The sequence below is a fragment of the Hominisplanchenecus faecis genome, assembly GCF_020687205.1.
Taxonomy (GTDB): Bacteria; Bacillota; Clostridia; order Lachnospirales; family Lachnospiraceae; genus Hominisplanchenecus; species Hominisplanchenecus faecis.
This window is the reverse complement of the sequence record NZ_JAJEQE010000065.1, coordinates 1-16,361: the sequence shown is the minus strand read 5'-3', so window position 1 is coordinate 16,361 and position 16,361 is coordinate 1. Positions and strand designations below refer to the sequence as shown.

The window sequence follows — 16,361 nt, the reverse complement described above, 5'->3', positions numbered from 1 at the left end:
ATAAAGCAGTAAGTAGAACTCGTGAGGGTCTACATTATCTCGGTGTGAGTATATTTAATCACATTTTGAGTGGCAGGCTAACGTGGGATTTGCAGAAACCTTCAAAGCTTTGTCTGACCCGGTACGGCGTGACATTCTGACATTGCTGAAAGAAGGAAGCATGTCAGCGGGAGATATCGCAGCACAGTTTGATATGACGGCAGCGACGATCTCCTATCACCTGAAGATCCTGAAAAAGTCAGGTCTGGTCTGCGAGACAAAGGAGAAAAATTATATTTACTATTCGCTTAACATTTCCGTGGTCGAGGAAGTGATGCTCTGGCTTGCAGAGCTGAAAGGAGAGAGTGAAGATGACGAAGAAAAATAAAAAGATCATTCTGATCACAAGCATGATTACGATTCTGCCGATTTTGGCGGGACTGATTTTATGGAATAAACTTCCGGAACAGGTGGCAACACATTTTGATGCCAACGGCATTCCAAACGGCTACAGTAGTCGGGCATTTGCAGTGTTCGGTCCATATTTGATCTGCCTTTTTGCACATCTGTTCTGTGCATTTGGAACACTGGCAGATCCGAAAAAACAGGCGATCGGGCAGAAGATGTACGCACTGATTTTATGGATCTGTCCGGCAGTTTCCCTGTTCTGTGCAGCTGCAATCTATGGTAATACCTTTGGAGTGAAATTTATGAAATCTTCCAGATTTGTGATCATACTTCTGGGACTTCTGTTTTTGCTCGTCGGCAACTATCTGCCGAAATGCCGCCAGAATTATACCGTTGGCATAAAGGTTCCGTGGACACTCGCCAGCGAAGCAAACTGGGATGCAACCCACAGGATGGCAGGAAAATTGTGGGTTGCAGGCGGCGTGTTGATTCTTCTGCTGGCCATTCAGCCGTGGATCCCGGCATTTCCGATAAGTCTGGTGCTCATACTTGCGGTCACATTTATTCCGATGATCTATTCCTTTGTATATTATCTGAGAAATGAAAAGTAATTTCACAGAGATTTTGTGAATTTACGGGAAAATCCTCCGATAAAGCCGTTTTTACGGTAATATCGGGGGATTTTTTGTCAGAGTGCGTTGACGAAATACAAGTGAAATCATATAATAAAAAGTAATACAAAGATGCCGAAAACAGCGGATAAACGAGGAATATAGATGAAAAACACAAAGAAAAAAGGATTTACTCTGACGGAGTTGACGGTCGTACTGGTGATCATTGCGATCATTGCGGCGATCGCAGTCCCTTCTTTTATAAAATACTGGAGGATTGCGGAGTTTCAGAAAAACGAATCCAACGCAAAGACCATTTATCTTGCAGCAGAATCAAAACTGACCTACTACCGTTCTTCCGGGCAGTGGGAGAAGTTTCAGGAACGATTAAAAAGAGAAGGCACACAGGCGGTTTTTGCGGACAGTACCAGTGAGCTGAACGGCAGAATCTATACGGTTACGCTGGATGCGAACACTTATCAGGAAAAGGCGGGCAGCGATGATCTTTTGCTTCAGTTGATCGATGATTATAGCTACGACAAGCAGGTCATGAACGGGGCGATCGCCATCGAGATCGACAGTGAGACAGGCGAGGTCTATTCCGCATTTTTTGCGACAAAATGCAAGGGGCTGAACTATGCCGAGAGAGATGCTGATGATTATCTGACAATGCGTGACCGAGATTACGAGAGCAGAAAAAAGAGGCTGCTTGGCTATTATTCGACGGAAGACACGGCAAATGTGGTCCATCTGAAGCCGATACGTCTCCGTATCACGACGATCAGCCTTCAGAACAGCGAAAAACTGTCTCTGAACTGGTCCAGCAACGTCGGAAACAGCCTGGATGTCAGTTACGAGCTTACATTCTATAAAAATTCTGATAAATCAAAACAATTTACGATGACCGTTTCGCCATATGAAATGCGAAAAAATGGCTGGACGGCGACTTCCGGCACAACCGAGGGGCTGGTTTCCTTTGAAATTCAGGATAAAAAAGGAAACAGCAAAGGACAGTGGACGTTCCCGATCACTTACAGTGACAATCGTTATTCTCTGATCCTGGATGCGATGATGTCTGCAAAAGTGCAGGCAGTGCTGGCATCCGGAAGCGGCACGACAGCGGAGGCACTTGCCAGAACTTCCAGTACCAGCATCTGCCGCCTTGGAAAAGTGGCATCAGATCTGAAAAATCCGCAGGATATTTATGCAACGGTTAAAGCCGTTTCCTATGCAGGGAAGAAAGACGAGCCGAGCACGCAGGAGTACCGCAACAGTGAGGCGGTTTCCTCTAATGTGGCAAACAGCATGTATGCGGACGGTACAAAGGATGGAAACGTCAAGATCGCAGCATTCCGCCATCTTTCCAACATCCGTTATTACGATGAAAGCAATACGGCAGAATTTGCACTGACAAGCCGAAATCTGGACTGGTCATCGGTCGGCACAGGACTTTATGATTTTGAGCTGGAGACAAAGGCGGGGGGCAGTCAGAGACAGAAGCTCTCCTGGAAGGAAAACAGCAAAGAAAAAACGGTGGATTTCCCGGCGATCGCCAAGCTCTCTTCCGGACACACCTTTTCCGGAAAACGTACACAGACCCTGATCTCAAATTTGAGTTTCGGTGAAGAATCTGTGAACGATGACAGCGTTGCATCGGCAGCCGGTCAGGAGAAATCAAAATATCTCGGATTATTTGAAGAAGTTTACGGAACGATCGAGGATGTGACCCTGCAGAATGTTACGCTCACACTTGGTCAGAACGAAGAAAGCAAAACATTTAACAGCCTTCAGGGTATCGGTATTTTTGCCGGACGAAGCGAAGGTACGATGAACCATGTGGCGGTGACATCCGCAGAGGACAAAGGCCAGACACAGGTTCTGGTAGATTTTGAAAAAATAAGAACCAATATTTCTGTGGGCAGCGATACAGCGGCAGTCGGCGGAATTTCCGGTATTTTTGCAGACCAGGATCAGAGCGGAAATACACTGGAAGCCCTGGCATCCGGCAGAATGTCGGATATCACCATGGAAGGAAACGTAGAAGTTTCGCTGCCGAAGACCTTGACTGACCGGGTGGAAGACTATGCTTACGGAGTCGGCGGCATCGTCGGCTATGCAAAGATGCAGACCAGTGAAAATGCAGCGAAACTTCTGAACTGCACGAACCATGCCGATGTTTCAGGAAATCTGATGGTGGGCGGGATCGTCGGAACGATAGACAGTCAGCTCATTTATCAGGGCAGCTACACCGATGATGATCTGGCGAAGATCGCCAACATCAAAGAAGCGGACAATGATGGTCTGATTTTGTGCACGGCAGAGGTAAATGACACTACTCTTCAGGGAAAATATTTCGGCGGGATTGCCGGTTATGCAGAACAGTCACTGATCTACGATGCGGCAAGTGCATCCGGACGGGCGGCACAGTTCTCCTTTGATGAGTCGAAAAAAACAGAATATTTAAAAGGAAAATATGTGGGCGGGATCGTCGGTTACGGCAACAGCACACTGGTCAACAACTGTTCTACGGAAAAAGACGGTTACGTGCTCGGTTCCGACTACGTGGGCGGGATCGCCGGAGCACTGGGCGGAAATATTTCGGAGGCGATCCGTGCAGACAGCGTGGTGGCAGTCACGACAAACAGCAGTTATGTCATCGGACAGACGTATGTCGGCGGAATTGTCGGACAGAACGAACAGAATGTAACCTTGAAAAACTGCGTCAACAACGGCGTGGCAGCCTGCTATGACCGCTACGTGGGCGGAATCGTTGGCTACAACGAAAAAGACGGCATGATCTACGACTGTGCAAGTTATCTTTCTGATTATGACAGTTCCATTTTCAATATGATTGTTGATACCTGGAATGCCAGAGGTGACTATGCGGGCGGCATCGCCGGATACAATGACGGTCAGATCACGTTCACGGCAGAAAGCCAGGCGATCACGGTCAAATCCGTTTCCAGTATTGTGGTCGGAGGAAGTTATGTCGGCGGAGTTGCCGGATTTAACGATGTAAACGGAAGCCTGGATGTGCATTACACCCTGATCGGCGGACGTATCTACGCCTATGGCGACTGTGCCGGAGGCGGATTCGGACTGAACGCATCCACAGAGCTTTTGCAGCAGGAGCTGACGATTAAGCCGGGCAGCGTTCAGGGACATTATTATGTCGGCGGCTGCATCGGTGCCAATATCGTAAATCTTACAGCAGATACCAGTATGGATCGGTTCCGTGCAGACAATGTACTCGGCACGATTACCGGAGATGCATTCTGCGGCGGTCTGATGGGATACCAGAGAACCTATGGCACCGGTCAGATACAGACTGCAGAAAACGGCTCCATCCGTGAGGCCGTGGAGAGCAGCATGCAGGCGGCGAGCAATACGCAGGAGCGTCTGTTTCCGGGACTGCAGGGCGATGGGGATGTTCCGACCGTTCAGGGCAGAAATGTTCCGGGAATCGTAAAGAAATCTGAAAACAGCCATGTGCTTACGATTTCCACCAATACCAATACCGGCACAATGCTGAATACAGAGACAAACAACATTCCGCTGAAAGCCGGTATGTATGCCGGAGGCATCGTCGGATACTGTGAGAAGAACAGTAATCTTATTATCAAAAACTGCAAAAATGCCGGAAATATTTCTTATGCGGACAGCGGAAGCGACCGTTCAGTGCTTCTGGAAGTATATGCAAAAAGTGATGAAATCAGCAAAAAGAGCATACCGGATGAAGGGAAGAATATTGAGATGCATCTGGTCGGCGGCATCATCAGTGTCAACCTGGAAAATCAGGTCATCGATCACTGTACGAATACCGGAAGTATGTCCGGCTATTCCGGAATCGGCGGTGTGGTTGGTTTAAATGCCGGACTGATCTACAAATGTACGCTCAGCGAGCATTTCGGAAATGCAGCACTGAATTATCTTGGCGGAATCGCCGGGATCAACATCGGACCTGACGGCAGCGGTGCTTCTGCGGCAAAAACGTACGCGGCAGGAACCGAAACCGGCACAACAAACGTCAGATACAGTGCCGGAACAATCGAAAGCTGCAGTACGCAGCCGTCCAAAACCGTCTCTGGAAACAGCAGTCTTGGCGGCATTGTCGGATGGAATCTTACCGATGGTGTTGTAAAGCAGAATACAAGCTATGCAAATATCACGGCATCCGGAAGTTACGCCGGAGGGATCGCCGGAAGAAACAGCGGAATGATCCAGATTCCGGATGACAAAGACGATACCACAGACCGGACGATCGAGGCAGCAAACGGCAAAGCGATCGGCGGGATCGTCGGCATCAATGAGACACAGGGTAAGATCGAAGTCAACGCAAAAGGAAGTGCGACAGAAGTCGTTGCAGTCGGAAGCGGACTTACGGTCACCGGAGAAACGAAAGTCGGCGGAATCGCCGGCATAAACGAAGGTCAGATTGGAAAAGAAAGTCAGACAGCTGATCTGACCTGCAAGGCAAAGCTGGTGCGTGCTTCCCATGGTATCGTGGGCGGTATTGTCGGTGAGACGAAAAAAGATATTCTTCATGCCGTCAACCGCTGTACAAATATAACGGCAGATGCCGGGACAGCAGGCGGCATCACCGCAGAAAATCACAGCGGTCAGACCATCGGCAACTGCAAAAATTATGGAAACGTCAGCAGCAGTGACGGCTACGCAGCCGGCATCGCAGCGACAAACGAAGGAACCATCCGTGACTGTGTTGTATCCGGCGGCAGTGGAACGGGCGGGATCAAGATCCACAGCCTCGGTGAAAAAGAAATCGGAGCCGTCTGTGCGATCAACAGCGGCACGGTCAGTGGAAGTTATCCGGAAGGAAATGTAACGCTCCAGGGCGATGCCTCAATCTTTGGCGGCGTGACAGGAAGAAATACAGGCACCGTAGCTGTTATCACTCTGACCAGCATGCCGGTCATCGATGCCACAAAGAGCAAACTGACCGTCGGCGGAGCCGTTGGTGCGAATGAGGCGATCATTACACAGATAGTCGCAAAAGACTTAAAATTTGCAAAATTCAGCGGTTATCGCTATCTCGGAGGAATCACCGGAACAAACGGCGGCAGCGGAAAAACCACTGCAGGCGTCTCAGACTGTGTTTACTCCGGAACGATGACGGAAAAGACCGGTGCAGCCGGAAACTGCTACGGCGGTATCGCAGGCATCAACTATGCAACTCTGTCCGGATGCGAGATCACAAAGATCACGATGGAGATCAAAGGTGTCTATACCGCAACCAGTACCAGTACGGCAGCACAGAAAGAAAGTCTGGCAAGCCATGCCGGAGGCATCACCGGAAAAAATGAAACTTCTGCAACGATCACATCCTGCGTCATTGACAACAATCCGGACAGCAGGATCCGTGCGGATTACGGCATGCTCGGCGGCGTGACCGGATTTAACAAAGGAACGATCACCATGTCCGGCAGCAGCATCACGGTGGCTGTGATGAACCTGACAGAGGAACAGAAACAGGGCAGAAAAGCCGTGGAAGCACTGAATACAAATGCAGTGAACGTCAGCAATACATCAGGTAAAGATGTTCTGAAGGCGGATACTGATTATGTGAACTGGCCGGGAGATCGGACAATTGCAAATATAGAGTCCCTCAGTTATAACGGAGGCAGTAAAGTAATATCCGGAAGAATGCAGATGTATATGACAAGCAACGGAAATCTGGGAGGTATCGCAGCTTACAATGGAACAACGGGCACAATCGACCAGTGTGTATCCGGTAACTGGTTCCTGAACAACAAATCCAGTGCGATCAGTGTCGGAACCGGCGGCATCATCGGCATGAATGAGTCGGAAAAGGATTTGAGTTATCTGGTAAACGGTGCTTTTGTCGGACGACAGCTTTCCAGCAACGACACAAATCGTTTTGCAGGCGGCATCATCGGAAATCAGAATAATACGACAAGCAACGAATGGCATATCGAGAACTGTATTAACTATGGAACTATTTATTGTTATCGGACACATTACTCCGGAGGCATCATGGGGCAGTGGACCGGTACCGGAGGCACCATTGAAAACTGCCGTAATTACGGTATGCTTCAGACCAGTTATGGAACAGCATGGATCGGAGCGTCAGCCGGTATTGTTGCACAGCTTTATCATGCACAGGAAGGGCAGGAATACAATGTCATCGGCTGCGGAAACTATGGAAGTGTATTTACGAAAAATGGGCGTAACCAGGCGGATGGGCAGGGTGCGAACGACAGTGCGGGTATTCTTGGAAATATTACAACTTACAAAGTCCAAAATGCACAGGATGCTTCAAACTTTAAGGTACAGATTTTAGACTGCTTTAATGCACCTGGGGTAGAGATTTATTCTTCATCGATGGCTTCGGGCATCTTCGGATTTCTTTCGTGTGATAATCCGGTCAGTGATTTTCAACAGGCTAAGAAAGACCTCAAAGCTTCTACTGGAAACGTTGTCATCCGCATCGAACGCTGCCGCAATTTTTCCTATAAATTGCTGGGAAGTCAGTATGCAACCGGAATTTTCGGAGACAGACTGCAGGGCTGGAAAAATACTACGATCGTCAAGGATAATTATTCAATAAAGCCGCAACCGTCCTATATGCATGGAAGCCACGACGGCAGCGGTGCAGAAGATGTATACGCTGTCTATGCTTCCGGAATCGGTGAGGGAAATTCCAGCAACATGAATGCAGAAGATAGAATCAATAATTATTATATTGAGGGGATTCAGAGCTGGGGTTACAGTAATCTGAAGCTGGGAGAAGGAAAAGGAACACTTGGAAAAGGAAGCGGAAGTGCCGGAAATGGTTATTATGAAAGCGGTACAGGAAGATATTGCGTAAATATGTTCTTTATGTATGATATGACAGAACAGAAATATTTCCTTGCAAGTATCAATAACAGGACAAACAGCGGGATGACCAACATTAACGGAAAAGACAGCTACATCAATGAGAATGGATACATTGTAAATCGAAACGGCAGCAAGCAGGGACAGGTTCTCTATTATATTGATAACAGCAGTTATGATAACAGCAGACTTTATGACTATATTATGAAAGATAGTACGAATCCGGTCTTTGTGAATGCAAGAAACAGTTATAAACGTCTGGAAGGTGTGATCGATAACAAGATCCTGAAACCGTATTCTGCAGAAGCACAGGTAAGTAATGGTAAAGTAACGCTTCATATTACTCCGCAGAGTTTGCCGGGAAGTTATGATAATGAACGGAGTGATCCATTTGCATACGAAGTAGAAGTCACTGATCTGGCAGCAAATAGAAAGGTCGTGCGTACCGTTTATACAGAACAGGGAAGTTTCAATATTCCGTCCGGAATGAGCAATAATCTTCAGATCCGTGTGCGTTCTGTAAGTATGTATGATGAGGTAGAGCCGTCTGACTGGTATAAGATTGGTGAAAATAATATTAATAAAGTCCTTCCTGATCCGGATATTGTGATTGAGCTGGTGGAAAAGAGCGATGTGACAAATGGCTGTTCTTACCGCTATCGTCTGAAAAATCTGGATGAATATAATAAAACAGATAAAAAAGGGGATGCCGCTTATCCGAACTGGCAGGTGACCGTCAATGTACAAAGTGTAGGAACAGTAACGCTGGATGCAGACAATCCAACAAGAACAATGGAAGTGTCAAACCTGGATAAATATATTTATCAGATGGTTGCCCAGGCGTCATCAAAGCCGGGAAATACAACGCTTATGCAGTCCTCAAAACAGATTTCGACAGCAGTTTCGCTGCCGTATTATCGTCCGCCGATCACTTTAAAAACGTGGACACCTCAGCTGAGCAAAAACATTACAATCACCGGAAATACGCTGGATGATCTGACGGTCAATGTAGAACTGAATGCCGGAAGCAATGCAATGGATACCCCGCCAATCTATCGAGTGGAACTGGTTGGTACCTGGAATGGTCAGGTGGATACCGTTCTTGCAAAGGAAGATACACTGATCGTATCAAAAGGAAGTGCAAATGCAACATTCAGTGATCTTCCGGAATATATCAGCGAGGCGAAGGACATCAAAATCCGTATCTGGTATGCGGCGTCCGGACTTGGACCTGTTTACACTTACTGGGATGAGGATGTGACAGAAGCAAATGCGAACATCAAAGAACTGACCGGCGTGGATGAAAACGGAAGCGAAACATGGGATTACAGTTACAGTTCAGTTCTGGCACAGAGCGGATCAAAACAGTATTTTGAAAACTATACTTACTGGAGCGGTGTCCTCTGGCAGTTCCTGCCGACACCAAAATTGGATAATGTCGGTTCGACGCTGATCCCGGAGATTGATGAGAACAATGATATTTACTACACCTTCACCTGGGATACCGGTGTATCCGGAACGAATAACGCCAATTATCAGACAGCACTGACCGGAATCGATGACAGTGACCGTGAGGTCGTGATCAGCACGGACGGTGCTTACACAGGCGGTAAGTCGCTTCGCATCAACGGAAGTGACTGGAACTACAAAGAAGTAAGGCTGAAAGTGACAAGGATCGGAGATGCCAGTCAGAAACAGATCGGTCTTTCCTCTGAAGGAACGTATTCAGTAAAACAAAGACTTGCAAGACCGGGACAGCCGATGGTAGAAAACCTGGACAACAACGAGCTGGATTATCAGATCCGCTGGTCACCGCTCGCTTCCGAGACGGGGTGTGCGGGTTATCAGGTGTGCATTCGCAAATACAACAGTACAACGCCCGGGGCAGAAGAGGTTCTTGAAAATCTCGTGACGACCGATCAGAAGAAAAATGGTGTTTACACGATCAATACCGATCTGGAAGAATATGCAGGTCAGCGAGTGGTCGTATATGTGATCGCAAAAGCCGATCCGAACGGCAGTTATCTCGACAGCGTATCGGGTGTTACCTGTGAGCTTCCAATCCCGAAACGTTTGGCAAAGCCGAATGTCACCTGGAAAGTCGGCTGGAAATACGACAAAACAAGTCCGGTTGAGGTGTCATCCTTCAGATCCGGCGGACTGCGTGTCAGTCTGACTGCAGATGCAGCAAGCATCCCGTCAGGAGGAAGTGCTTATCTTCTGAAGGCTTATATCTATGACAGCGAGCAGGCAGCGGCGGCAGCGATCGACAGCGATCCGGGAGAGCAGTTCCTGGCATCTTATCCGGCGGACGGATCTCTGGTACAGATGAGTGTCACTGATTCCAGAAATTATTATCAGAATCTGACGAACCTTTCGATACAGCATGCCGGAAAATGGATCGTATTCTATGCGAGAATCTCTTCCGGAGGCGGAAACATCAGCTCACTCTGGACAAAATCCGCAGCGTTTCGGCTGCCGTATGTAAAACTGGAAGCACCGACGGTTTCATCTGATACAAAAACTTATAAAGTAAAAGCAAAAGTAACTGAAAATCCGGATATTCCGGGACAGGAGAAGACATGGAATGTACAGCACACCGTTCTTATGTGGGACAGCGTAGAATGTGCCAATCTCTACAGCATCGATCTTGCCGGAAACATGACCGATCCGAACTCACAGACCGGAAAAACACTGATCAGTGCGAAAGTCCGTGTTCAGGAAATGTCAGACGGCACCGTGGAAGTGCAGCAGTATGTCTCCCAGAAGAATAAAGACACCGGAGCGAACGAGTGGGTATGGAAATCCGTGGCAAAGAGCACGGACAGTTCACAGCCTGCCGGAACATCCGTTTACAAACTGAGCAGCTACAGTGTTGCAATCTCTTCTAATTATAAAGCATTGAATCAGGCAGAAGTTTATTATGAACTTACCCTGACGGCAGAACTGGAAGCCACGAAAAATGCAGACGGAGGCTTTTCCTACACACTGAAACTTCCGGATGCGGCAAAAGTAACTGCAGATGACGGAACTGTCATCACACACAGTGATCTTGCAGTCACCGAAAGTGCTGCATTTAAGGCAAATGTAACAGACAACTTGAGTGAACAGGGCAGTGCAGCTTATGCAGAATCCGCTGCAAATGAGATCAAATGGACAAATTAACGGAGGGAACCTATGATAAGGCATGGTCTGGAACAGTTAAAAGCAAATGGTAAAAAAGGAGTATCGATGGCACTTGTACTGTGCATTTCTGCCTTCTTTATGGCATTTGCAGCTGCAATCCTCTACACGGCGGGCGTTGTGACGGCTCAGTCCACGCACCGCCTGGAAGAGGAACGCTGTTACAGGCTTGCCAAAAGCTATGCGGACGTACTGGGAAGAGAGCTGACCAGGTATCAGAACAAAGGCGATACGGCAGCAGCCGGGAGCTTCTATGCATTTGCCAATCAGTTTCTGGACGGAGAACGCTATCTGGAATACAACTCCGATTATCCGGATACTTCCAAGTATCAGTATGTGCTGGATACCACAGATTTGAGTGACATTACAAAATCCGGCAGCCTGCCGGAAAACTTTGGGAACCTTCGCATCACCCTGAGTAAAGAAAAGAACAGCAGCGAAAATCAGACAGAATTAGAAGGCGGCGAGATCCCGGTACAGACCGGCAGTTATGATGCCGTCATCGCCGAAAAACAGAATATTTCTGTCCGGCAGTATATTTTTACGGTAGAAGTTACGGCATATTTTAATGATATGACCTATGCCTACAGCACCGAGTACACCAGAGAAGAGAAATACAATGTCCAGTTCTCACACAACGGCACGACCATTGTGTGGGATACAGACGATCAGGTCTGGAAAGTGGGTAACACCAGCGGAAATGAATACAGTTTTGATAATTCTGATCTGATCCAGTACAAATACCTGACCGGAAGCACAACGTCGTGTATCTTTGTAGAAAATGCAGATATACAGGAGGAAACTGCCGATGCGGAAACATAAGAAAACAAGAGCCAACAGCGGCGAGACATTAGTGGAAGTGACGGCAAGTATTTTTATCTTTCTGATCATGCTTGGCATCATACAGGGGGCGATCTCCTACAGCCAGGCATCCCTTGCCAAAAACAAAGAGATCCGAAGCGAGAATGCAAAAATCATCGAAGGACTGCAAAGTGCCGCCACACAGGAAGAAATGGTTAAAAATATGCAGTTTGTGGCGACCAATTCCGACCTGACGGTAAAAGGAAATCTGGTCTTTAACATCAATACCTCACTGGTCAGCAAGACCGTTGTCTATACGGACAGCAAAGGCGAGACGAAAAGTACATCCTTCTATATGTACGAAGCAGTGGACGACGGCAGCAGCAATAACTCCGACTCCGATTCCGCCACACCGGACGGAGGTGACGGATCGTGAAAAAAATAACAGAGATCCTGCGTAAGAAACAGGGCACAACAATGGTAGAAATGATGGTCACACTGCTCCTGATCAGCATCATGATGACCATGGCAGTATCGTCCCTAAGCTCCGCATCACATATCTTTATGCAGGTGCAGAAAACCCAATATGCCCAGTCCATCCTCGATACGGTGATGACAGAACTGCGGGCGATCACAAAAAATGCCAGTTCCTACATAAAAATATACGAAAATGCTAAGAATATTGCAAATTCTACTGGTAATTGTGATGGCAATACGATAGAATTTATAAATGAAGAAGGTTATGCAGTTTTGGTCTCAACCGATGGTTGTGATGACACCGAACTGTACATAGGGGACAATGTCATCGGAACTGCGAAAGCAGTGGAAGAAGGACAACTCCTGACCAGATATTATTTTGTGGATGGCGGAACATACACTTACGAAAAAGACGGAAAAGCAGCGGCGAGAGCCGTGGCGGCCGTATACGGCAAAGGCTTTTATATGGGCAATTATTTAAAGATTACCTACTCCTGGCCGGACGGAGCACAGGAAGAAGGTGTGACCGATCATATCCTCGCGACTGTCACACTTTACAGTGATGCAGATTATCAAGATCCCATCGCAGAAGACAGCGAAGTTCTCGAATTCCGCCACAAAATAGCATGCAAGACCGACATAACGGCTATTGCACAGAAAGACTAGGTACGAACGCCGGCACCGAGGCGATTGTATAAATAATAAACGAAAGAAAGAGGAGAAAAAGAGATGTTCAAAAAACTCAAAGAGAACAACAAAAAAGGATTTACTCTGGTAGAACTGATCGTTGTACTGGTAATCCTGGCAATCCTGGCAGCACTGCTGATCCCGGCACTGACAGGTTACATTGACAAAGCAAGAAACAAGAGTATCGTAGCAGAAACAAGACAGACCGTAATGGCTGCACAGACACTGGTAGATGAGCAGTATGCAAATAATGCGTCAACTGCAATTACTGTTGCACCTGCTGGAACAGTTACCTATGATAACGTGAGAAAACTGGCAGAAACAACAGGAAAAATTTCTAGCGTAACAGTTGATGACGGCGGTAAAATTACATCCCTTACTTATTCAAATGGTGGAAGAACATGTACATATAGTTCTGTAGCACAGACTAATAGCTCAGATGGAAACTATAATGTAACAAAGGGAGATACTCCTGAAGCATAGTTTAAAAGTGACATAAATCCACCAGAAAGCGAGTAAACCATACTGTCAACACAGCGAGATGAAAATGAATCTCTTAAGATTTCAATTCAATATCGCATTCTCAGAATGGTTTTACTCGTTCCGGTGGTGATTCTGCCGGCGGTCGTTACAGTTATACCTGGGGTACTCCGAATTCTTTATCGGGCAGACGCTCAGGTAGCTCTGGGGCATGCAAAATCGGTGCGGCTGGTACTTCAGATGACTGGCAGGGAGACTTACGGCGAGAGCAGATCTTTTTGTGACGCCTCACGGGAAGGGGCGTCACAGAGAGCGTCTGTGCACCTCTGCAATCCGCCGGAGGCTATATCGAAATGAGAGGATCATTTCACCAAAAATATTACAGGACGAGTAACAGGAGAAGAAAATGTTAACAGCAGTAGAAGCAATCCTATGGTTTTTAAGGTTTCTGTTCGGAGCCTGTATTTTCAGTTTTTTAAATGTTGTTATTGACAGGATGCCGCGTGGTGAGAGCGTGGTGAAAGGCCGCAGTCACTGTACGAACTGTGGAAGAGTTTTAACGGCATGGGAATTGATCCCATGTTTCAGTTTCCTTGCACTGAAAGGCAGATGCAAGGGATGCAAAAGCCAGATCCCGGTAAGGGATTTCTGGTCAGAAATGACAGGAGGAGCAGCTTTCTGTGGCTGCGTTTTGAGTTATGGCTGCGGCAGTTCCGGGATTTTATCCCTGAAGGGCGCAGTGATTTTTGCGTATTTAGGAATATTACTTGTGGTAGCCCGGATTGACTGGGATACTCAGATTATATATGACCGGTTTCACATTTTGATCCTTCTGCTGGGAGTGGCAGCATTGTGGCTGTTCCCGGAACATGGTATGGTTGACCGACTGATCGGGGCGGTGATCATTTCTGTTCCGATGCTTCTGCTGGCTCTTATTATACCGGGGGCATTTGGCGGAGGCGATATCAAACTGATGGCAGCGTCCGGATTCTTTCTGGGGACAGGCCCGGTGGTCTGTGCCATGTTTTTTGGCCTTCTGACCGGAGGCGGATACGGGGCGGCGATGCTGCTGGGAAAGAAGCTGGAGAAAAAAGACCACTTTGCATTTGGCCCGTTCCTGGCATTTGGCCTGGCACTGGCAGTATTTTTCGGAGATCAGATCGTGAACTGGTATTTGAGCCTTTTATCTTAGTCGGAGAAGACTCCCGCTTCTATAAGTGGCGAACAACGAAGTGTAGAATGCACAGTGATTCTGTTGGGTAAAATAAAACCTCATAAAAACGGCACAACAGAAGAAAGGAAAAAGGAATGGCACGTTTTCGATATACGGCGAAAAGCATGGATGGCAAAACAAAGCGGGGCACGATGGAAGCCCTGACGGAAAATGCCATGATCCAGGAGCTGAAATCGCAGGGACTTTTCCTTGTGGAAGCCAAAAACCTGACCGAAGCCAAGGGCTATAAAAAGCTTAATGCGAAACAGCTGGCGGGATTCTGTAAAGAGCTGTCAACGCTGCTCGCATCCGGAGTCAGCCTGGTGCGTGCACTGGATATTATCTCCGATCAGGAGGGAATCGACCCGAAAGAACGTGAGATCTATCAGGCGGTTCTGCTGGACCTGCGAAAAGGTATCGGCCTTTCCGACGCCATGGAGAGCAAAAAATGTTTTCCGGATCTGATGATCGGTATGATCCGTGCCGGTGAGGGAAGTGGTAATCTGGATCAGGTTACGGAGCGACTGACCTTGCAGTACGAAAAAGATTATAAACTGACGCAGCAGGTCAAATCTGCGATGACGTATCCGGTGGTTTTACTGGTGCTCTGCGTGGCGATCGTCATTCTGATCGTAACGTTTATCCTGCCGCAGTTCCAGTCATTATTTGACCAGATGGACAGCCTTCCGGTGCCGACGGAGATCCTGATCGCGATCTCAGATTTCCTGGTGCAGAAATGGTATGCGGCACTTTTGATCGTATTTACCGTTTTCATGCTGATCCGTATTATCATGGCAATCCCCGCTGTGCGAAGACAGATCGATTACCGGAAAGTACATATGCCGGTCTTCGGAAAGCTGTTTAAGATCATTTATACGGCACGTTTTGCGAGAACCCTGAGCAGCCTGTATTCGAGCGGTATGCCGATCGCAACGGCACTTGGCATCGCCGGAAACACGATCGGAAACAGCTATGTCGAAGGCCAGTTTGAGCAGGTTGTGGCACTGGTGCGAAGCGGTATCCCAATGTCACAGGCACTGCGGGAGGTAGATGGATTACAGAAAAAACTTGCCAGCACGATTCTTGTCGGCGAAGAGAGCGGACGACTGGATGTCATGCTGGATTCCATCGCACTGTCTCTGGAGGCAGATGCCGAAGAAGCGACCAAACGCATGGTAACGCTGATGGAGCCGCTTTTAATTATGATGATGGCGGTGATCGTCGGATTTATTATGATCGCAGTTATGCTGCCGATCTACGAATCTTACAGTGCGATTGAAAATTCATAGTTGCGAGTTACACTTATAATTAGGCAAAAGATGCCATACGAATTGTTCCGTACTTCGTACTCCCACAATTCTTTCTACGCTCCGCTTCGGTCGGTGCTAAACATGTGCCACTGGCACATAGCACCCCAATATTCGCATATCGTGAAGCTGACGCTCCACTTTTATGCTCATATTTGGGCGGATCATTAAGCCATAAAACCACTCCTGTGCAAGCACATCGTGGTTTCAGGCTTTTGATCCTGGCATCTTATGATGCAAAAATCCATTAGAAATTGCTGCACAATGAGATTTTATTATACAGAGGAGGAATTTATAAGTAACTAAATATATTGCTTAATATGGTTAAATGTGTTTAAATATACCTATGGAGGTATTATT

The 16,361-nt window shown here is 47.4% G+C and carries 9 protein-coding genes; all 9 read left to right on the top strand.

Annotated elements, in window-relative coordinates; all coding sequences use genetic code 11:
* The first annotated feature begins 82 nt into the window (after window positions 1-82).
* Complete coding sequence (locus LKD42_RS13710) at window positions 83-367, top strand: autorepressor SdpR family transcription factor (RefSeq protein ID WP_022118140.1); 285 nt, start codon at window positions 83-85, stop codon at window positions 365-367.
* Entirely contained in the window at window positions 351-998 is a 648-nt protein-coding gene (locus LKD42_RS13705) for an SdpI family protein (RefSeq protein WP_248836028.1), read from the top strand. Before LKD42_RS13710 ends, LKD42_RS13705 begins: the two co-directional genes overlap by 17 nt.
* A 165-nt stretch (window positions 999-1,163) precedes the next feature.
* Window positions 1,164-11,018: a prepilin-type N-terminal cleavage/methylation domain-containing protein gene (locus LKD42_RS13700; RefSeq protein WP_248836027.1), complete on the top strand. Its 9,855-nt coding sequence runs from the start codon at window positions 1,164-1,166 to the stop codon at window positions 11,016-11,018.
* A 12-nt stretch (window positions 11,019-11,030) separates the two neighbouring features.
* Complete coding sequence (locus tag LKD42_RS13695; protein WP_147632523.1) at window positions 11,031-11,858, top strand: hypothetical protein; 828 nt, start codon at window positions 11,031-11,033, stop codon at window positions 11,856-11,858.
* On the top strand, window positions 11,845-12,273 hold the full coding sequence (locus LKD42_RS13690) for a type II secretion system protein (RefSeq protein ID WP_248836026.1): 429 nt from the start codon (window positions 11,845-11,847) through the stop codon (window positions 12,271-12,273). The genes LKD42_RS13695 and LKD42_RS13690 overlap by 14 nt, the downstream gene beginning before the upstream one ends.
* Complete coding sequence (locus LKD42_RS13685; protein ID WP_248836025.1) at window positions 12,270-12,980, top strand: pilus assembly FimT family protein; 711 nt, start codon at window positions 12,270-12,272, stop codon at window positions 12,978-12,980. The genes LKD42_RS13690 and LKD42_RS13685 overlap by 4 nt, the downstream gene beginning before the upstream one ends.
* Before the next feature lie 63 nt (window positions 12,981-13,043).
* Window positions 13,044-13,484, top strand: a complete 441-nt coding sequence (locus LKD42_RS13680; protein WP_248836024.1) for a prepilin-type N-terminal cleavage/methylation domain-containing protein — start codon at window positions 13,044-13,046, stop codon at window positions 13,482-13,484.
* Window positions 13,485-13,887: 403 nt separating this feature from the next.
* Entirely contained in the window at window positions 13,888-14,673 is a 786-nt protein-coding gene (locus tag LKD42_RS13675; protein ID WP_248836023.1) for a prepilin peptidase, read from the top strand.
* 116 nt (window positions 14,674-14,789) lie between these two features.
* Complete coding sequence (locus LKD42_RS13670; RefSeq protein ID WP_248836022.1) at window positions 14,790-15,983, top strand: type II secretion system F family protein; 1,194 nt, start codon at window positions 14,790-14,792, stop codon at window positions 15,981-15,983.
* Window positions 15,984-16,361: the final 378 nt, after the last annotated feature.

Bases quoted from the DNA above. Each gene is read 5' to 3' on its own strand.
- LKD42_RS13700 (WP_248836027.1), top strand. From the start codon at position 1,164: ATGAAAAACACAAAGAAAAAAGGATTTACTCTGACGGAGTTGACGGTC.
- LKD42_RS13705 (WP_248836028.1), top strand. From the start codon at position 351: ATGACGAAGAAAAATAAAAAGATCATTCTGATCACAAGCATGATTACG.
- LKD42_RS13670 (WP_248836022.1), top strand. From the start codon at position 14,790: ATGGCACGTTTTCGATATACGGCGAAAAGCATGGATGGCAAAACAAAG.
- LKD42_RS13675 (WP_248836023.1), top strand. From the start codon at position 13,888: ATGTTAACAGCAGTAGAAGCAATCCTATGGTTTTTAAGGTTTCTGTTC.
- LKD42_RS13690 (WP_248836026.1), top strand. From the start codon at position 11,845: ATGCGGAAACATAAGAAAACAAGAGCCAACAGCGGCGAGACATTAGTG.
- LKD42_RS13680 (WP_248836024.1), top strand. From the start codon at position 13,044: ATGTTCAAAAAACTCAAAGAGAACAACAAAAAAGGATTTACTCTGGTA.
- LKD42_RS13695 (WP_147632523.1), top strand. From the start codon at position 11,031: ATGATAAGGCATGGTCTGGAACAGTTAAAAGCAAATGGTAAAAAAGGA.